The sequence below is a fragment of the Streptomyces sp. NPDC047453 genome (genome assembly GCF_040643155.1).
In the GTDB taxonomy this organism is placed as follows: Bacteria; Actinomycetota; Actinomycetes; order Streptomycetales; family Streptomycetaceae; genus Streptomyces.
In genome coordinates this window covers 280184-297657 of the sequence record NZ_JBEYTS010000001.1, presented here as the reverse complement: position 1 = coordinate 297657, position 17474 = coordinate 280184, and the positions used below count along the sequence as shown (strand labels likewise).

Annotated in this window: 17 protein-coding genes; 6 read left to right on the top strand and 11 right to left on the bottom strand. The window is 69.6% G+C overall.

From position 1 onward, the window contains the following. Nucleotides 1-19: 19 nt before the first annotated feature. On the bottom strand, nt 20-1198 hold the full coding sequence (locus tag ABZ818_RS01285) for an HpcH/HpaI aldolase/citrate lyase family protein (protein ID WP_361408909.1): 1179 nt from the start codon (nt 1196-1198) through the stop codon (nt 20-22). Nucleotides 1199-1369: 171 nt separating this feature from the next. Between ABZ818_RS01285 and ABZ818_RS01280 the strand changes: the two genes are divergently transcribed. Next, nucleotides 1370-2161: a TerD family protein gene (locus ABZ818_RS01280; RefSeq protein ID WP_361408906.1), complete on the top strand. Its 792-nt coding sequence runs from the start codon at nt 1370-1372 to the stop codon at nt 2159-2161. Between the two features lie 30 nt (nt 2162-2191). On the opposite strand, the gene ABZ818_RS01275 is transcribed toward ABZ818_RS01280, so the two are convergent. From ABZ818_RS01275 to ABZ818_RS01250, 6 genes are all read right to left on the bottom strand, one after another. Beyond that, nucleotides 2192-2929: a Tellurium resistance gene (locus tag ABZ818_RS01275; RefSeq protein ID WP_361408903.1), complete on the bottom strand. Its 738-nt coding sequence runs from the start codon at nt 2927-2929 to the stop codon at nt 2192-2194. 123 nt (nt 2930-3052) lie between these two features. Further along, on the bottom strand, nt 3053-4201 hold the full coding sequence (locus ABZ818_RS01270) for a DUF475 domain-containing protein (protein ID WP_361408900.1): 1149 nt from the start codon (nt 4199-4201) through the stop codon (nt 3053-3055). Nucleotides 4202-4252: 51 nt separating this feature from the next. Beyond that, nucleotides 4253-4831: a TerD family protein gene (locus tag ABZ818_RS01265; RefSeq protein ID WP_361408897.1), complete on the bottom strand. Its 579-nt coding sequence runs from the start codon at nt 4829-4831 to the stop codon at nt 4253-4255. Between the two features lie 115 nt (nt 4832-4946). Beyond that, a complete protein-coding gene (locus tag ABZ818_RS01260; RefSeq protein ID WP_361408894.1) occupies nt 4947-5522 on the bottom strand; it encodes a TerD family protein in 576 nt (191 codons plus the stop codon). A 136-nt stretch (nt 5523-5658) separates the two neighbouring features. After that, nucleotides 5659-6117: a peroxiredoxin gene (locus ABZ818_RS01255; RefSeq protein WP_141361258.1), complete on the bottom strand. Its 459-nt coding sequence runs from the start codon at nt 6115-6117 to the stop codon at nt 5659-5661. A gap of 118 nt (nt 6118-6235) precedes the next feature. After that, complete coding sequence (locus tag ABZ818_RS01250; protein ID WP_361408890.1) at nt 6236-6673, bottom strand: DUF3052 domain-containing protein; 438 nt, start codon at nt 6671-6673, stop codon at nt 6236-6238. 414 nt (nt 6674-7087) lie between these two features. On the opposite strand from ABZ818_RS01250, the gene aceE reads away from it, so the two are divergent. Beyond that, nucleotides 7088-9835, top strand: coding sequence for a pyruvate dehydrogenase (acetyl-transferring), homodimeric type (gene aceE, locus ABZ818_RS01245; protein ID WP_361408888.1), 2748 nt, complete (start codon nt 7088-7090; stop codon nt 9833-9835). Between the two features lie 69 nt (nt 9836-9904). On the opposite strand, the gene ABZ818_RS01240 is transcribed toward aceE, so the two are convergent. Together ABZ818_RS01240 and ABZ818_RS01235 are read right to left on the bottom strand one after the other, a co-directional pair. Further along, nucleotides 9905-10252: a small hydrophobic protein gene (locus ABZ818_RS01240; RefSeq protein ID WP_361408885.1), complete on the bottom strand. Its 348-nt coding sequence runs from the start codon at nt 10250-10252 to the stop codon at nt 9905-9907. A gap of 235 nt (nt 10253-10487) precedes the next feature. After that, on the bottom strand, nt 10488-12107 hold the full coding sequence (locus ABZ818_RS01235) for an MFS transporter (protein WP_361408882.1): 1620 nt from the start codon (nt 12105-12107) through the stop codon (nt 10488-10490). Between the two features lie 138 nt (nt 12108-12245). On the opposite strand from ABZ818_RS01235, the gene ABZ818_RS01230 reads away from it, so the two are divergent. The 3 genes from ABZ818_RS01230 to ABZ818_RS01220 all read left to right on the top strand — a co-directional run bounded on the left by ABZ818_RS01230 (nt 12246) and on the right by ABZ818_RS01220 (nt 15224). Continuing rightward, a complete protein-coding gene (locus ABZ818_RS01230) occupies nt 12246-12929 on the top strand; it encodes a TetR family transcriptional regulator (RefSeq protein ID WP_361408880.1) in 684 nt (227 codons plus the stop codon). A 149-nt stretch (nt 12930-13078) separates the two neighbouring features. Beyond that, nucleotides 13079-14296 carry an alpha/beta hydrolase gene (locus ABZ818_RS01225; RefSeq protein WP_361408877.1) on the top strand — a complete coding sequence of 406 codons (1218 nt, stop codon included), beginning with the start codon at nt 13079-13081 and terminating at the stop codon, nt 14294-14296. Nucleotides 14297-14363: 67 nt separating this feature from the next. Continuing rightward, nucleotides 14364-15224 (top strand): DUF4429 domain-containing protein, encoded by an 861-nt coding sequence (locus tag ABZ818_RS01220; RefSeq protein ID WP_361408874.1) that lies wholly within the window; start codon nt 14364-14366, stop codon nt 15222-15224. Nucleotides 15225-15300: 76 nt separating this feature from the next. Here the strand turns inward: ABZ818_RS01220 and ABZ818_RS01215 are convergent, their stop codons facing one another. Together ABZ818_RS01215 and ABZ818_RS01210 are read right to left on the bottom strand one after the other, a co-directional pair. Further along, nucleotides 15301-16323, bottom strand: coding sequence for an aldo/keto reductase (locus ABZ818_RS01215; RefSeq protein ID WP_361408871.1), 1023 nt, complete (start codon nt 16321-16323; stop codon nt 15301-15303). A gap of 86 nt (nt 16324-16409) precedes the next feature. Next, complete coding sequence (locus ABZ818_RS01210; protein WP_361408868.1) at nt 16410-16883, bottom strand: MerR family transcriptional regulator; 474 nt, start codon at nt 16881-16883, stop codon at nt 16410-16412. Nucleotides 16884-16988: 105 nt separating this feature from the next. Here ABZ818_RS01210 and ABZ818_RS01205 point away from each other — a divergent pair, with 105 nt between their 5' ends. Beyond that, nucleotides 16989-17459: a GNAT family N-acetyltransferase gene (locus ABZ818_RS01205; protein WP_361408865.1), complete on the top strand. Its 471-nt coding sequence runs from the start codon at nt 16989-16991 to the stop codon at nt 17457-17459. Nucleotides 17460-17474 lie beyond the last annotated feature (15 nt).

The following is a 17474-nucleotide window of genomic DNA, read 5'->3' as shown; positions in this document are numbered from 1 at the left end:
CGGCGGTGATGCTGTGCGGTCAGTCGGAGACCGCGGCGGCCAGCAGTTCCACGAAGCCGACGTCCTCCCGCGCGACGCCGAAGACCTCGGCACGCAGCAGGGTCCGCTCGGCCCAGGCGCGGTGCGGCTTCACCTCGTTCATCTTGTTCGTGTACGCCGACCTCAGGACGCCCCCGCCGCCGCGCTCGGGCCGCAGGATGTCCGCCGCGTCGCTGAACTCCTCGTGGCTGACCACCGACAGCGCGTGCACGGGCAGGACGTGGGAGGGGTGGATGCAGGTCTTGCCGAGCAGCCCGTTGGCGTGGTCCAGGGAGATCTCCCGCAGCAGCCCGTCCATCGCGTGCTCGATCAGCTTCTCGCGCAACTCGACGGCCTGCACCTCCATGAAGGGGCTCTGCCGCAACTGTGGCTTGAACATGCGCTCCTGTACCCGGAAGTACTCCCACACCGGCCCGGTCACCGTGAACCCGGTGCCGTCGGCCCGCCCCAGCATGTTCACCACGTCGGCGATCACGGAGGCGACGACCTGGAGGTCGTAGGCCGTCATGTCGGGGGCTCTGCGCAGCCCGTACGAGGAGCAGAAGTCCGTCACGCCGAGGCGCAGCGCGAGCACCCGGTCGCGGTACTTGTCGACCGCGCGGAAGATCCCCTCCAGGGTCTCCACCCGCGACTCCCGGTAGAGCAGTTCGGGCGATTCGAGGACCGGCATGGCGAACAGCCGCCGTCCGCTCTCCGCCTCGGCGGCCTGCACCGCCTCCAGGAACGAAATGCCCCGCTCCGCGGTGAACTTCGGCAGCACGAACCCGGACAGCAGCCGCACCGCGGGCCCGAGGCGCCGCACCAGGTCGGGTATCTGCTCGGGGACGCGGACCCGGATGAACAGCAGCGGGAGCTCCACGGAGCCGGACGCCTGTTCGAGCGCCGCCAGCTCGGCGAACTGCCGGACCAGGTTCTCCTCGCCGTGTTCCACCTCGGCGTCGTCGATCGAGTCCTCCAGGCACAGCACCATCGAGACCACGCCACGATCCGCCTGCTTGACGATGTCGCCGGCGAGCCGCGGGCGGGTGGCCGGGCTGTAGAGCGTGGCGCCCAGGGCCGCGGAGAGCGTCCGCGCCGGGGAGTCGGCGGTGAACTCGCACGGCTCCCGGTGGAACAGGCGCTGCCGCACCTCGGCGGCGAGGTGCCCGAAATGACGCATGAAGCTCCCCCCGTGGCGCATCGAGCGGCCTGCGAAGACTGTCAAAAGGTGGCCGGTAATAGTACGTACGAATCCATGTCCGAGGTTCCCGTGGGGCATGAATTTCAGGTAACCCCGCCGTGTCCACGCCCCGCGTTGTCGTGACCAGGACGGAGAAGGCAGGATGACCGCATGACGCACGCGATGCTGAAAGGGTCGAACGTCCCGCTGGACGCCACCACGGTACGGGCCGTGGTGCGTTGGACGCCCGGGCAGGGTATCCCGGACGTCGACGCCTCCGCGCTGGTCCTGGGTCCCGGCGGCCGTGTGCGCTCCGACGAGGACTTCGTCTTCTACAACCAGCCGCGGCATCCGTCCGGGAAGGTCTGGCGGCTGGGCAAGAAGCGGGTCGCCGACGGCCTGACGGACACGGTCCAGACGGATCTCGCCGGGCTCGACCCGGATGTGGTCCGGATCCTGCTGGTCGCCTCGGCGGACGGCGTCACCTTCGACGTCGTACAGGGGCTGCGCATCCTGCTGTACGACGCGGCGGCCGCCGGTGAGGAGCCGCTGGCCTACTTCGACATCAAACCGGAGACCGGTCAGGAGACCGCGCTGATCTGCGGTGAGCTGTACCGGCGGGGCGACGGCTGGAAGTTCCGCGCGCTCGGCGAGGGCTACTCGAACGGTCTGAAGGGCCTCGCCACGGATTTCGGCATCTCGGTGGAGGAGTCGGAGGAGGCGCAGGACTCGCAGGGCGCGGGCGCTGCTCCGGCCGCGCAGCCGCTGCCGCCGGAGCAGCCCGTGCAGGTGCCCTCGGCGGCTCAGCCGGCGTACGGGTATCCGCAGCCGGCGTACGGCTACCCGCAGCAGCCGGTGGCGGCCACGGCCCCGTCCGGGTACGGGTATCCCCCGCCGGTGGCGGCCGTGCCCGACCCGGAATTCCGGTTGCCGCCGCAGGGGCCGCAGTTCATCGGGCGGTAGGTGGTACGGCCGAGGGACGCCCGGCTCGCGCTACCGGTCCGCCTTGGACTTGTAGCCCCGGCCCCACTGCAGGCCCCAGCCGTACAGGCGGTCCAGTTCCGACTGGAAGCCGTAGACGAACTTGACCTCGCGGCGGACGACCAGTTCGCCCTTGACGTTCTCGATCAGGACCACCGCGCACGAGCGTGCCTGCGGGTGGCGTTCGTCGAGGCCGATCTCGATGCGCGGGCCGTTGCTCGGGTACATCGTGACGATCGCGTGGGTGCGGTCGAAGGCGGGTGTCTGGTCGTAGATGTAGACGAAGACCAGCAGCCGTTTGATCTCGTCCCGGTGGTCGAGGTTGATGTACATGGTCTCGCCGGACGCGGACCCGAACCGGTCGTCACCGCTGAGCTTGACGTACGGCGCTGCGTTCACGTCGCCGAGGAAGCCGCCGAGGGGCTGTACGACGCCCTTGGTGCCGTCGGACAGCTCGTACATGCAGCCGAGGTCGAGGTCGACGTTGACCATGCTCTGGCTGTGCCCTTGCACCTCCGGCGGCTTCAGCGCCTTGAACGGGTGCCGCAGCAGGCTCTGCCGGGCCGGACCGTCGAAGTCCGAGGTGCGCATCCGCCAGGTCAGGTTGACGCGCAGATGCCCGGTGGCCGCGCCCTGCTTGGTCAGCGACACCTGGTGGTGCCGCTTGGTCAGCTCGATCGCGTTGGACGAGGCGCTGCCCGAGTCGAAGTCGGCCGCGCGTCCTCCCAGCAGACCGTCGAAGAAGCCCATGTCCCTTTCCGCCCCCAGTTCACCGCACACCGGACCCACACGACGGGGCGGCCCCGAAGAACCGGTTCGACCCGGACTTCGTCGGCCGCCCCGCACAAGAGCGTTCCCTCACCCAGAGGGCTGTCACACCCCTGAGGAGACCTCGCTCTGCGCGTCCGCCCCCGCGGCGCTCGTCTCGGCCGCCGCCAGGTCGCGGTTGCGGCGCACCGAGGACCAGAAGGACCAGGCGATGAGGACCACGCCGACCAGGCCGGTGATCACCTCGTTGATCTCGTACTGGATGGTGACCATGAGGATCACGGCCAGCGCGCCGATCGCGTAGTGCGCGCCGTGCTCCAGGTAGACGTAGTCGTCGAGGGTGCCCTGGCGGACCAGGTAGACCGTGAGCGACCGGACGTACATGGCGCCGATGCCGAGGCCGAGGGCCATCAGGACGATGTCGTTGGTGATGGCGAAGGCGCCGATCACGCCGTCGAAGGAGAAGGACGCGTCCAGCACCTCGAGGTAGAGGAACATGAAGAACGCGGCCTTGCCGGCCAGGGCGACCGCCGAGCGCTTCTTTCCGGTGCGCGCGGCCTCTTCCTCCTCCTCGTGCTCGCGTTCCTCCTCTTCCTCGAGCTTGTCCTCGAAGTAGCCGGACAGTCCACCGACGACCATGTACGTGATCAGACCGGCGATACCGGCGATCAGTACCGTCTCCGCCTTGTCGACGTGCGCGCCGCCGTGCTGGTGGGCGTTGGCGGCGAAGGTGAAGGAGCTGATGAGCAGCACGACCAGGGCGATGCAGACCGACAGCATGTCGATCTTGCCGAGCTTGGCGAGCGGCCGCTCGATCCAGTGCAGCCACTTGATGTCCCGGTCCTCGAAGATGAAGTCCAGGAAGATCATCAGCAGGAACATGCCACCGAACGCGGCGATCGCCGGGTGGGCGTCCGTGACCAGCTGCTGGTAGCGGTCCTTGTTGGTGAGCGCGAGGTCGACGGCCTCGATGGGGCCCATCTTGGCGGTGACGGCGACGATCACGACGGGGAAGACCAGCCGCATGCCGAAGACCGCGATGAGCACGCCGACCGTGAGGAAGATCTTCTGCCAGAAGGCGTTCATCTTCTTCAGGATTCCGGCGTTGACGACCGCGTTGTCGAAGGACAGCGAGATCTCGAGGATGGACAGGATCGCCACGATCCCGAAGGCGGTCCACCCCCCGTACAAGACCGCCGCGGCCAGGCCGATCGCGGTCACCGCGAACGACCAGCCGAAGGTTTTCAGAAGCACTGGCTACCCAATCCGTATCCGGTACGGGTCTCCCCCGCGCCGCACTTGGCTTTACGAAACGTTGACCCCGAAGTCTAGAGCGATTCCGCGCAGGCCCGACGCGTACCCCTGCCCCACGGCGCGGAACTTCCATTCGCCGTGGTAGCGGTAGAGCTCGCCGAAGATCATCGCGGTTTCGGTGCTGGCGTCCTCGCTCAGGTCGTAGCGGGCGAGTTCCGTGCCGTCGGCCTGGTTGAGCACGCGGATGTAGGCGTCCGAGACCTGCCCGAACGTCTGGCCGCGCTCGTCGGCCAGGTGGATGGAGACCGGGAAGACGATCTTCTCGCACTGCGAGGGCACCCTGGTGAGGTCCACCAGGATCGTCTCGTCGTCGCCCTCGCCCTCACCGGTGAGGTTGTCGCCGGTGTGCTCCACGGAGCCGTCCGGGCTCGTGAGCTGGTTGTAGAACACGAACCACTCGTCGCCCAGCACCCGGTTGGCGCCGGTGCACAGCAGCGCGCTGGCGTCGAGGTCGAAGGGGGCTCCGGTGGTGGAGCGCTCCTCCCAGCCGAGTCCGACCATGACGTTGGTCAGGTTCGGTGCGGCTTTGGAGAGGGAGACGTTGCCTCCCTTGGCGAGCGTGACGCCCATGATGCTGGTCCTCCCCGAGGTGGTGCCTGTGTGGTTGTCCTGCGCGTCCGGCGCCGCGCTGAAACGCGCGGCGCCGGACGGGTCGGGATTGGTGCGAAGCCGTGCAGACCTGGACTCAGACGTTCACGCCGAAGTCCTGCGCGATGCCGCGCAGACCCGACGCGTAGCCCTGGCCGATGGCGCGGAACTTCCACTCCGCGCCGTGGCGGTACAGCTCGCCGAAGACCATGGCCGTCTCGGTGGAGGCGTCCTCGCTGAGGTCGTACCGCGCGATCTCCTGGCCGCCGGCCTGGTTCACCACGCGGATGTACGCGTTGCGCACCTGTCCGAAGGACTGCTGGCGGTTCTCGGCGTCGTAGATCGAGACCGGGAAGACGATCTTGTCGACGTCGGCCGGGACGCCGGCGAGGTTGACCTTGATCACCTCGTCGTCGCCCTCGCCCTCACCGGTGAGGTTGTCACCGGTGTGCTCGACCGAGCCGTCGGGGCTCTTGAGGTTGTTGAAGAAGACGAAGTGCTGGTCGCTGACCACCTTGCCGGAGTTGTTCAGCAGCAGCGCGCTGGCGTCGAGGTCGAAGTCGCTGCCGGTCGTGGTGCGGGCGTCCCAACCCAGACCGACGAGGACCGCGGTCAGGCCCGGGGCCTCCTTCGTCAGCGATACGTTGCCGCCCTTGCTGAGGCTGACTCCCACGAGTCCTCCATTGGTGTCCGGGGGCGGGGAGCCCCGTCGTGCATCGGATATGGGATCAACGACTCGATCCTAGTGACGGGTTCCCGCGCCACGCAGGCCCTGGAGCCGAAGAATCACAGGTGTCGGGGACACCGGGTCACAGGGTGTCGAGCGCCTTCACGTAGTCGTTCAGGTCGCGCGCGTCCGGCAGACCGTTGACCACGGTCCAGCGCACGACGCCCTCCTTGTCGATGATGAAGGTGCCGCGCACCGCGCAGCCCTTGCCCTCGTCGAAGACGCCGTAGGCGCGCGAAGTGTTGCCGTGCGGCCAGAAATCGCTCAGCAGCGGGTACTCCAGGCCCTCCTGCTCGCCGAAGACGCGCAGGGTGTGGATGGAGTCGTTGGAGACGGCGAGCAGCTGGGTGTCGTCGTTGACGAACTTCGGCAGGTTGTCGCGCAGGGCGCACAGCTCGCCGGTGCACACACCGGTGAAGGCGAACGGGTAGAAGAGCAGCACCACGTTCTTCTCGCCGCGGAAGTCGGACAGCTTCACGGTCCGGCCGTGGTTGTCCTTGAGCTCGAAGTCGGGTGCCTTGTCGCCGACCTGGATCGCCATCGTCCTGCTTCCCTTCGGTGGGACTGTTCGGGTGATACCACCCTACGCAGTGATCACCGCAGGCCGACGGACGGGCCGACGCGAGTCGGCCCGTCCGGGGTCCGGGGACGAGGTGGAGCTACTTCTTGGACTTGGCTGCCTTGGGTGTCGCGAGACGGCTGCCGCTCCAGTCCTTGCCGACGCTGACACTCTTGCTCGCCGACAGACCCGCCGTGGTCGCGGCTTCCGAGATGTCGCTCGGCTCCACGTAGCCGGAACGGCCGGTCTTCGGTGTCAGGAGCAGGATCGCGCCACCCTCTTCGATGTACGTGGTGGCGTCCACCAGCGCATCCGTCAGGTCGCCGTCGTCGTCGCGGAACCACAGCACCACGGCGTCGGCCACGTCGTCGTAGTCCTCGTCCACGAGCTCGTTGCCGCTCGCTTCCTCGATGGCCTCGCGGAGGTCCTGGTCGACGTCGTCGTCGTAGCCGATCTCCTGGACCACCTGCCCGGGCTGGAATCCCAGCCTTGCGGCCGGGTTAGTCCGCTCCTCCGCGTGGTCCGCGGTCGCGCTCACGGGTTGCCTCCTGATGATGTTGCGATTTAGGTCTTCAGCCACGCGCGTGCGCGAAGCATTGGCCGTAGTCCACACGGGCGGGCCGGATCGCGCAAGTACCCGGCGGTTCAGACCGCCGAAACGGTGACGATCCCGGCTGTGTCGCCGCAACTCCTGACACGGTATCGCGATCAGCGGTGACACACACCACACCGTTCTGTCCGGTTCGCGTGTTCGGGAGTACGCGTCCGGGCAGGGGATGCCGGAAAGGACCCCAGGGTTACCCCGCGGTAGAGATGACGTGCGGCTTGCGCGAGGTACACGATGGGGAACGGTGCAGACACAGGCAGACAAACCTACAGGAACCCAGGAAACCAGCAGAACGAACCCTGATACGCCCCAGATATGTCAGTCCTCTGACAGGTAAGGAACAGCGTGGCTTCCGGATCCGATCGAAACCCGATCATCATTGGCGGCCTCCCGAGTCAGGTTCCTGACTTCGATCCCGAGGAGACCCAGGAGTGGCTCGACTCGCTCGACGCCGCGGTCGACGAGCGGGGCCGGGAGCGGGCCCGCTACCTCATGCTCCGGCTGATCGAGCGCGCCCGCGAGAAGCGCGTGGCCGTGCCCGAGATGCGCAGCACGGACTACGTCAACACGATCCCCACCAAGAGCGAGCCGTTCTTCCCCGGCAACGAGGAGATCGAGCGCAAGATCCTCAACGCCACGCGCTGGAACGCCGCGGTGATGGTCTCCCGCGCCCAGCGGCCGGGCATCGGCGTCGGCGGCCACATCGCCACCTTCGCCTCCTCCGCCTCCCTCTACGACGTCGGCTTCAACCACTTCTTCCGCGGCAAGGACGACGGCCGGGGCGGCGACCAGGTCTTCTTCCAGGGGCACGCCTCACCGGGCATCTACGCGCGCGCGTACCTGCTGGACCGGCTCACCGAACAGCACCTGGACGGCTTCCGCCAGGAGAAGTCCAAGTCGCCGTACGGCCTGTCCAGCTATCCGCACCCGCGCTCGATGCCGGACTTCTGGGAGTTCCCGACGGTCTCCATGGGCCTCGGCCCGATCGGCGCGATCTTCCAGGCCCGGATGAACCGGTACATGCACGCGCGCGGGATCGCGGACACCTCCGACTCGCACGTGTGGGCGTTCCTCGGCGACGGCGAGATGGACGAGCCGGAGTCGCTCGGCCAGTTGTCCATCGCCGCCCGTGAGGGCCTGGACAACCTGACCTTCGTGGTCAACTGCAACCTCCAGCGCCTGGACGGCCCGGTGCGCGGCAACGGCAAGATCATCCAGGAACTGGAGTCGGTCTTCCGGGGCGCCGGCTGGAACGTGATCAAGCTGATCTGGGACCGCTCATGGGACCCGCTGCTGGCCCAGGACCGCGACGGCGTGCTGGTCAACAAGATGAACACCACGCCGGACGGCCAGTTCCAGACCTACGCCACCGAGTCCGGCGCCTACATCCGCGAGCACTTCTTCGGTGAGGACCACCGGCTGCGCAAGATGGTCGAGAACATGACCGACCACCAGATCCTGATGCTCGGCCGCGGCGGCCACGACCACCGCAAGATCTACGCGGCGTACAAGGCGGCGCTGGAGCACAAGGGCCAGCCGACGGTCATCCTGGCCAAGACGGTCAAGGGCTGGACCCTCGGCCCGAACTTCGAGGGCCGCAACGCCACGCACCAGATGAAGAAGCTGACGGTCGACGACCTCAAGCGCTTCCGCGACCGGTTGCACCTGCCGATCTCCGACAGGGAGCTGGAGTCCGGCCCGCCGCCGTACTACCACCCGGGCCGGGACACCGAGGAGATCCAGTACATGCACGACCGCCGCAAGGGCTGCGGCGGCTATGTGCCGACCCGGATCGTGCGCTCCGAGCCGCTTCGGCTGCCGGGCGACCGGACGTACGCGTCCGTGAAGAAGGGGTCGGGCCAGCAGTCCATCGCGACCACCATGGCCTTCGTGCGGCTGCTGAAGGACCTCATGCGGGACAAGGAGATCGGCAGGCGGTTCGTGCTGATCGCGCCGGACGAGTACCGCACGTTCGGCATGGACTCCTTCTTCCCGAGTGCGAAGATCTACAACCCGCTCGGCCAGCAGTACGAGTCCGTCGACCGCGATCTGCTGCTCGCCTACAAGGAGTCGCCGACCGGGCAGATGCTGCACGACGGCATCTCCGAGGCGGGCTGCACGGCCTCGCTGATCGCGGCGGGCTCGGCCTACGCCACCCACGGCGAACCGCTGATCCCGGTGTATGTGTTCTACTCGATGTTCGGTTTCCAGCGCACCGGCGACCAGTTCTGGCAGATGGCCGACCAGCTGGCGCGCGGTTTCGTCCTGGGCGCGACCGCCGGCCGCACGACCCTGACCGGTGAGGGTCTCCAGCACGCCGACGGCCACTCCCAGTTGCTGGCCTCCACCAACCCGGCGTGCGTGGCCTACGACCCGGCGTACGGGTACGAGATCGCGCACATCGTGCAGGACGGCCTGCGCCGCATGTACGGCGGCGACGAGCGGCATCCGCACGGCGAGGACGTCTTCTACTACCTCACCGTCTACAACGAGCCGATCCAGCAGCCGGCCGAGCCGGCGGACGTGGACGTGGAGGGCATCCTCAAGGGCCTGCACCGGCTCGGCGAGGGCACGACGGGCGACATCCCGGCACAGATCATGGCGTCGGGCGTGGCGGTCCCGTGGGCCCTGGAGGCCCAGCGGATCCTCGCCGAGGAGTGGAACGTCAGGGCCGGCGTCTGGTCGGCGACCTCCTGGAACGAGCTGCGGCGCGAGGCCGTGGCGTGCGAGGAGTACAACCTGCTGCACCCGGAGGAGGAGCAGCGGGTGCCGTGGTTGACGCGGAGGCTGAGCGCGGCCGAGGGGCCGTTCGTGGCCGTCTCCGACTGGATGCGCTCGGTGCCGGACCAGATCGCGCGGTGGGTGCCGGGGACGTACCAGTCGCTGGGCGCCGACGGCTTCGGCTTCGCCGACACCCGTGGGGCGGCCCGGCGGTTCTTCCACATCGACGCCCAGTCGATCGTGCTGGCGGTGCTGACGGAGCTGGCCCGCGAGGGCAAGGTCGACCGGTCGGTGCTGAAGCAGGCCCTCGACCGCTACCGGATCCTGGAGGTGTCGGCGGCCGACCCGGGCACGGCGGGCGGCGACGCCTAGAGCCGGAAGAACCGGAAAAGGGGGGCGGCGGGCCGTCGGTCCGCCGCCCCCCTTTCCCATTTTCCGGTGTCAGAACAGGCCGTTGCCCGGGGTTGCCGCCTGGGCCGGCCAGACGACGGCCAGGAGTGTGTCGATGGCGCCCAGGACCACGGCGACCAGGGCCGGGAGCGAGCGGCCGCCCGTCCAGGTGCGGCCCATCGCGAGCCGGCCGCAGACGACCGCCGCCGGGCCGAGGATGATGCCCAGCGCGAAGAAGCCGGCGATCGCGCAGATGGTCCCGATGATCCCGAGTGTCGCGCGGTCCGGCCTTCCCCCGAGCTCTCGGCTTCGCTCGAGCAGGGGGGACCCCCATCGCTGCCACGTCCGGCTGCGCGAACGGGGGTACCCGCGCGTTCCGCGTCCGAAGCCCGCCATCATCAACTCCCTGTGACACCTGTCGCGTTGGAGTTTCGTTGGGTTCGTGTGTGCGGGTACCCCGGTTCCGGCCGCCGAAGCCGCCCGCGCGCTGCCCCCCTCCGGCAGCGCGCCGCGGCCGCTTCTCCCCCGTCCCCTGCGGAGGACTTGACCCACTGTCACCTGCGGTGCGGACCGAAGGCGAGGGATATTCGGCGGAGTCACCCTGACGGGCGAACTCCGCCGATCGAGGGCGTCCTCAGATGTGGCCGACGCCCGCGCCCGCCTCCGCGTTCTCCCCGCGCTTGGTGAGCAGCGCCACCAGCACGGCCACGGCCGCGATCGCGGCGGCGACGAGGGAGGCGAGGCTCATGCCGGAGATGAAGGTGTCGTGCGCGACGGCGGTGATCTTCGTGGCGATCATCTCGGGCGTGCCCTGCGGCACCGGCGCCGCGCCGAACTGGACCGCCTCGGAGGCCTGGTCCAGCTGGGCGGGGGTGAGCGGCGGGAGCCCCGCGTCCTTCCAGTTGCCGGCCAGGTCGTTGTTGACCTTGGAGGCCATCACGGCGCCCAGCACGGCCGTACCGAGGCTGCCTCCGATCTGCATGGCGGACTGCTGGAGACCGCCGGCCACCCCGGACAGCTCCAAAGGCGCGTTGCCGACGATGACCTCGGTGGCGCCGACCATGACGGGGGCGAGGCCGAGGCCGAGCAGGGCGAACCAGAGCGACATGGTGAGGCTGCTGGTGCCCGTCTCGAGCGTCGACATGCCGTACATGGCGAGCGCGGTGGCGGCCATGCCGCTCGCCAGCGGGACGCGCGGGCCCACCTTGGTGATCACGAAGCCCGCGAGCGGGGAGCCGACGATCATCATGCCGGTGAGCGGGAGGAGATGCGTGCCCGCCTCGATCGGGCTCATCCCGTGCACGTTCTGGAGGTAGAAGGTGACGAAGAACAGGCCGCCCATGAACGCGATGGCCATCAGCACCATGAGCAGCACACCGGCGGACAGCGGGACCGAGCGGAACAGCGCCAGCGGGATCAGCGGCTCCTTCACCTTCGTCTCCCAGAAGGCGAAGGTGGCGAAGCCGAGCACGGACGCGGCGATGAACGCCCACGTCGTACCGTCGTCCCAGCCCCAGGCCGGAGCCTTGATCAGGGCCCACACCAGGCAGAACATCGCGCCGGAGAGCAGGACGATGCCGGGGATGTCGAACGAGCGCGGCGCGTTCCTGGCGCGGTGGTCGAGCAGGATCAGCAGGCCCAGGATCAGGGCGAGGGCGCCGACGGGCACGTTGATGAAGAACACCGACTGCCAGTTGACGTGCTCGACGAGCACACCGCCGAGGATCGGGCCGCCCGCGGTGGAGGCGCCGATGACCATGCCCCAGATGCCGATGGCCATGTTCAGCTTCTCGGCCGGGAAGGTGGCCCGCAGCAGGCCGAGGGCGGCCGGCATCAGCAGCGCCCCGAACAGGCCCTGGAAGACGCGGAAGGTGATGACCATGGCGATGCTGTTCGACAGGCCGATGGCACCCGAGGCGGCGGCGAAGCCGGTCACGCCGATGAGGAAGGTCTGCCGGTGCCCGAAGCGGTCACCGAGCTTGCCCGCGGTGATCAGGGAGACCGCGAGGGCGAGGAAGTAGGCGTTGGTGATCCACTGCACGTCCGCGAGGGTCGCGTGCAGCTCCTTGCCGATGACGGGGTTGGCGATGGCCACGATGGTGCCGTCGAGGGCCACCATCATGACCCCTACGGCGACGGTGATCAGGGTGACCCACGGGTGCCCGCGCAGCCCCTTGTCCGGCATGGGGTCCGATGGGCCCGCTGGGGCTTTGTCCCCCGGCCCCGTCGTGTCGATGGTGGTCTGACTAGTCATACATTCGAGGCTAATGACAGTCACTGACAAACGACAAACCAATTCACAAGTCGGTAACTGACGTGTCGCTCTCCTATAGTCTGATCAGGGGAACAGTTCGCGTTCGGGGTAGCGGTGCGGGAAAGAGGTCCGGGGTCCATGGAGACGGCGGGGACCGCCGCCGGGGCGGTGCCGCGGACGGCGGCCCGGCCGGGCCTGCGCGAACGCAAGAAGCGGCGCACCCGCGACGCGCTGCTGCGGGCGGCGCTGGAACTTTTCACCACCCAGGGGTACGAACGGACGACGGTCGACGAGATCGCCGAGGCCGTCGACGTCTCCCAGCGCACCTTCTTCCGCTACTTCCCCAACAAGGAGGAAGCCGCCTTCGCCGTGCAGGAGATCGTGGAGGCGCACTTCGTCGACTCGCTGCGCGCCCGCCCGCCCGGCGAGGCTCCGCTGGAGGTGCTGCGCCGGGGCCTGCTGGAGGGCTGGGACACGATCAGCGACGCCGTGGGGAGCGTCGTGCCCGTGGAGCTGTACCTGCGCATGTTCCGGGTGATCGAGTCGACGCCGGCCCTGCTCGCCGAGCATCTGCGCCGTTCGGCGGAGACCGAGGAGCAGATCGCGCGGCTGCTCGCCGAGCGCGAGGGCCTCGACGTGGACGCCGATCCGCGGCCGCGGCTGGCGGTGGCCGTGTTCGGCGCGGTGATGCGGGTGACGAGCCGTCAGTGGAGCACGCGCGAGGACGCCGGCCAGGAGGCCATGCGGGAGCTCACCGCCGCCTACCTCGATCAGGTGGGCCCCGCGCTCACCGGGAACTGGCGTACGAGCCCGCGGCCTTGAGTCCGGACATTCCGCCGATCTTGAACTGCCGTACGCGGAACCGATCTTGGACACGCTCACCGGCTGAGGTCTCCGTCACACTGCTCGAAACGTGATACCTGTCACTCGGTTAACGCGAGACCGTCTCGTTCTCCTAGTGTGTCCTCCCAGTGACTTCCTTCGACACCTCTCCACAACTCAACGTCTGGCGCGCACTGCTCGCGCTGGCCGTGGTCTTCGTGATGCTGGCCACCACCGGCTGGACCGCGGTGCGCGGCCATCGCGGGACCACCGCCCTCCAGGCGTCGCTGACCGCCTGGGACCACGGCCGCCTGCACGGGCACCGACTGCCGGACGCGGACGCCTCCCCCACTCTGCTGCGGCGCTTCTTCGCCTCGCTCGGCGCGCAGGACCGCGGCCGGCTCGCCCATCGCTACCCGCTCGCGGTCGGCAACATGGACGGCGCCCCGGTCCGGCTGCGCTACCAGGCCAACCGCATCGCGCTCCACCGGGCGCGCAAGGTCGAGCTGGCCCGCATGCACGACAGCCGGCTCTCACCGGTCGGTCAGCAGGACGCGGGCCGCCGCATGGAGCGCTACACCTCGCTGATGGCGAAGGACCGGCAGATCCTGGCCTTCGATCCCGAGGGCTCGGGCCGGGTCGCCGAGGTCTTCGGCGACCTGGGCAGAGCCGAGCGGGTCTCCGTCGTCGTCCCCGGCGTCGACACGGACCTGATCACCTTCCGGAAGACCTACCGCCCGTACTCGGCGCCGTACGGCATGGCGAAGTCGCTGTACGCGGCCGAGCGCACGGCGGCCCCCTCGACCCGTACGGCCGTGATCGCCTGGGCCGACTACACCGCGCCCAGCGGGCTCGGCGTGGACGCAGCCACGGCGATGCGTGCCGAGGAGGGCGCGGTGCGGCTGAACAAGCTGCTGCGGGGACTGCCCGGCGACGCGTCCGTCTCGCTGTTCTGCCACAGCTACGGGTCGGTGGTGTGCGGCGTCGCCGCGCGGGCGCTGCCGCAGCGGGTGTCCGACATAGCGGTGGCCGCCAGCCCCGGCATGCGGGTGCGCAGCGCCTCCCACCTGCACACCTCCGCCCGGGTGTGGGCGATGCGGGACGCCACCGACTGGATCCAGGACGTGCCCTACCTCGAACTCGGCGGCCTCGGCCACGGCGCCGACCCGGTCTCCGCGGCGTTCGGGGCACGAGTGCTGTCGGCACGGGGTGCCAAGGGCCACGCCGGCTACTTCGAGCCGGGCACCGACAGCCTGGCGAACTTCGCCGAGATCGGGGTCGGCTCGTACGGGTCGGTGCGGTGCGCACATGACGATGACGGATGCCGGGCGGATTTGTCCGGCGCGACAGGGGCCGGACGCGCGTAGAGACAGCAGGAACTGCGGTCTGCCCGGGGAGGGACGAAGGAGCTTTGCGCCCCCTACGATGAGCCGCATGGGTGACGTACTGGCCGGATTTCACGCTGCCTGGGAGTTCGAGTCCGATTCCGTGCTCATCCGCTACGAACGGGGGATTCGAACACCCAAGCTCTTCCAGGCCCTCGGTGCCCGCCGGATCCCGCTGGCGGCACTCGCGGGCGTGACACTCACCGCGGGCCGACGCGGCACCGTGGTCCTGCGTGCCGAGCCCAGACCGGGCGCCGATCCACTCATGGAGGCGGCCGACGGGCAGCTCAAGGAGGGGTGCGACCCGTATCGGCTGGTGCTGCCCGCCGAGCGGGAGACGCTGGCCGAGTACTACGCCGAGGAACTGCGCGCCCGCCTCTCCGCGAGCGGACCGGCCGACCGCCACCTGGTGGCGGCACCGGAGGCCCCCCAGCAGTTCAAGGCGTACGACGGGAAGGCGTCCTTCGACGGTACCGCGGTGCGGTTCCGGTGGTCGTGGACGGGAGCCTCCTCGGCCAAGTGGAAGGCCGGCGACCAGAGCTTCCCCGTAGCCGACATGGGCGGGGTGGAGTGGCGCTCGCCGGAGGTGTTCGAGGGGCATCTGCGGCTGCTGCCGCGCGATCCGGGCGCCCCCGCGCAGTCGCCGCAGCCGGATCAGGATCCGGCCGCGGTGGTGTTCGGGCTCGGGTACGGGCCCGTGCACGAGTCACTGCCGTTCGCCGCGGCCGTACTGGCCGCGGTGCGGGCGGCGGGCCCGGCGACGCCGGTGCCGGTTCCGGTGCCGGCCCCGCGCCGCGACCCCGCGGACATCGCGGAGCGGATCCGCCACCTCGGGGAGCTGCATCAGGCGGGGCTGGTCACCGACGAGGAGTTCTCGCTGAAGAAGGCGGAACTCCTGGCCGAGCTGTAGCGGCCCGGCCAGGGGCGCCCGTGCCGCCGGCGCGGCACGGGCGGGCTTCCGCCCGGCCGCACCCGGCGGCGGACGATCACTGCCGCTCCCGGCCCCGCGACGTGAACGACATGTCGGCGTAACGCGTGCCCGACACCTTCGCGGCGATCGGCTCCAGCAGCGCCAGCTCCTCCTCGGTGAGCACGATCCGCGCCGCCGCCACGTTCTCCTCCACCCGGCTCGGCTTGCGGGTGCCGGGGATCTGGACGACCGGGAGACCGTGCACGGACGACCGCTGCTGCACCCAGGCCAGGGCGATCTGCGCGAGCGAGGCTCCGTGGGCCTTCGCGACCGTGCGGATCGGCTCCAGCAGGGCGGCGTTGGCCACCGCGTTCTCCCCCTGGAAGCGGGGCATGGTGCGGCGGAAGTCGTCGCCGGTCAGCTCCTTCTCGGCGTCGACGAACCCGCCGGTCAGAAAGCCCCGCCCGAGCGGCGAGTACGGCACCAGCGCCACACCGAGATCGCGCGCCGCGGGCACCACGTGCGTCTCGATGTCGCGGCTGAACAGCGACCACTCCGACTGCACGGCGGCGATCGGGTGCACGGCCCGCGCGGCCCGCAGCTCGTCGGCCGTGACCTCGCTCAGACCCAGATGCTTCACCTTGCCCTCGCGCACCAGGTCGGCCATGGTCCCGACGCTCTCCTCGATCGGGACGTTCACGTCGCGGCGGTGCATGTAGTAGAGGTCGATCACGTCGACGTCCAGGCGCTCCAGGCTCGCCTCGACGGCCTGCCGTATGTAGGGCGGGTCGTTGCGGATGATCCGCTTGGCAGGCTCGTCCGGCGGGATCGACAGGGCGAACTTGGTGGCGATCACGACCTCGTCCCGGTGCGCCTTGAGGAACGGGGCGAGGAACCGCTCGTTCTCACCCTGCCCGTAGGCGTCCGCCGTGTCGTAGAGGGTCACGCCCAGTTCCAGGGCCCGCTCCAGGGTGGCGCGGGACTCCCCTGCGTCCGCGGGGCCGTAGGCGAAGCTCATGCCCATGCATCCGAGGCCCTGTACGCCGACCTCCGGTCCGTCCTCGCCCAGCCGTACGGTCGGGATCCTGCTTTCGGTCATCGCGTTGTCTCCGCTTCCCAGGGGCATCCGCTTCTCGGTGACGTCCGGCATCGGAGCGGCGTCCACAGCTCAGTGGCGTCCGTAGCTCAGTGGCGTCCGGCGTCCGCGTAGAAACTGATCTTGCGGTCCAGTACCGCGAGCGTGTCCCGCAGTTCGGCGATCCGGGCCAGGACGTCCCGGCGGGTCGCCTCCAGCAGCGCGTGCCGGTCGCCGTAGGTGCTCTCGCCCGCGCGCACCAGCTCCGCGTACCGGACCATGTCGGCGACCGGCATCCCGGTCAGCCGGAGCTTGCCGACCAGGTCGAGCCAGTCGAGGTCGCGGTTGGTGTACCGGCGCTGGCCCGTGTGCGAGCGGTCGACGTGGGGCATCAGTCCGATCCGCTCGTACCAGCGCAGGGTGTGGGCCGTCAGCCCGGTGAAGGCGACGACCTCGCTGATCGTGTAGCCGTCCTGCCCGTCGGGGCGCGGGGGCCGCCGGGGTGGGGCGGAGCAGAGGTCGGCGCCGGTGGGGGCTTCCTCGGTCACCTCGATGGTCACGGCCGTGGTCTGCGTCACCGTCATGGCCCCACGCTATGACCTTGGAGTGCACTCCAAGCAAGCGGAACCCGGCAGGGCGGCGAGAAATGCGCGCGACGCGGGGCGGGCGCGGTGACTAGCGTGCCGGACATGAGTCTCGTACGACGTGCTGAGCCCGAGGACGCCGCGGAAGTGCTGCGACTGCGCCAGGTGATGATCGACTCGGTCCACGGCACCGATCCCTCCACCGACTGGCATGCGGAGTCCCTGCCCACCCTGCGCGCGAAGCTGGCCGACCCGGACGGGGACTTCGCGGCGTACGTCGTGGACCATCCGGAACGACCGGGGGCGCTGGCCGCGCTGGTGGCGGGCACGATCGACTACCGGATCGGCCGGGCGGGCCACCCGCGGGGCGCCGTCGGCTACGTCTTCAGCGTCGCGACGGACCCGGACGCCCGCCGTCGCGGGTACGCGCGCGCGTGCATGGAGACACTGCTGGAGTGGTTCCGCGAGCGCGGTGCCGGCCGGGTGCAGCTCACCACGTCCACGGAGGGGGCGCCGCTGTACACCTCCCTCGGCTTCCGGCCCAAGCCCGACCCGTTGCTGGAGCTGTGGCTGTGAGCGCTTAGGCTCGAC

Bases quoted from the DNA above. Each gene is read 5' to 3' on its own strand.
- ABZ818_RS01235 (WP_361408882.1), bottom strand. From the start codon at position 12,107: ATGACTAGTCAGACCACCATCGACACGACGGGGCCGGGGGACAAAGCC.
- ABZ818_RS01230 (WP_361408880.1), top strand. From the start codon at position 12,246: ATGGAGACGGCGGGGACCGCCGCCGGGGCGGTGCCGCGGACGGCGGCC.
- ABZ818_RS01285 (WP_361408909.1), bottom strand. From the start codon at position 1,198: ATGCGTCATTTCGGGCACCTCGCCGCCGAGGTGCGGCAGCGCCTGTTC.
- ABZ818_RS01265 (WP_361408897.1), bottom strand. From the start codon at position 4,831: ATGGGCGTCACGCTCGCCAAGGGAGGCAACGTCTCCCTCTCCAAAGCC.
- ABZ818_RS01240 (WP_361408885.1), bottom strand. From the start codon at position 10,252: ATGATGGCGGGCTTCGGACGCGGAACGCGCGGGTACCCCCGTTCGCGC.
- ABZ818_RS01215 (WP_361408871.1), bottom strand. From the start codon at position 16,323: ATGACCGAAAGCAGGATCCCGACCGTACGGCTGGGCGAGGACGGACCG.
- ABZ818_RS01210 (WP_361408868.1), bottom strand. From the start codon at position 16,883: ATGACGGTGACGCAGACCACGGCCGTGACCATCGAGGTGACCGAGGAA.
- ABZ818_RS01255 (WP_141361258.1), bottom strand. From the start codon at position 6,117: ATGGCGATCCAGGTCGGCGACAAGGCACCCGACTTCGAGCTCAAGGAC.
- ABZ818_RS01220 (WP_361408874.1), top strand. From the start codon at position 14,364: ATGGGTGACGTACTGGCCGGATTTCACGCTGCCTGGGAGTTCGAGTCC.
- ABZ818_RS01280 (WP_361408906.1), top strand. From the start codon at position 1,370: ATGACGCACGCGATGCTGAAAGGGTCGAACGTCCCGCTGGACGCCACC.
- ABZ818_RS01205 (WP_361408865.1), top strand. From the start codon at position 16,989: ATGAGTCTCGTACGACGTGCTGAGCCCGAGGACGCCGCGGAAGTGCTG.
- ABZ818_RS01275 (WP_361408903.1), bottom strand. From the start codon at position 2,929: ATGGGCTTCTTCGACGGTCTGCTGGGAGGACGCGCGGCCGACTTCGAC.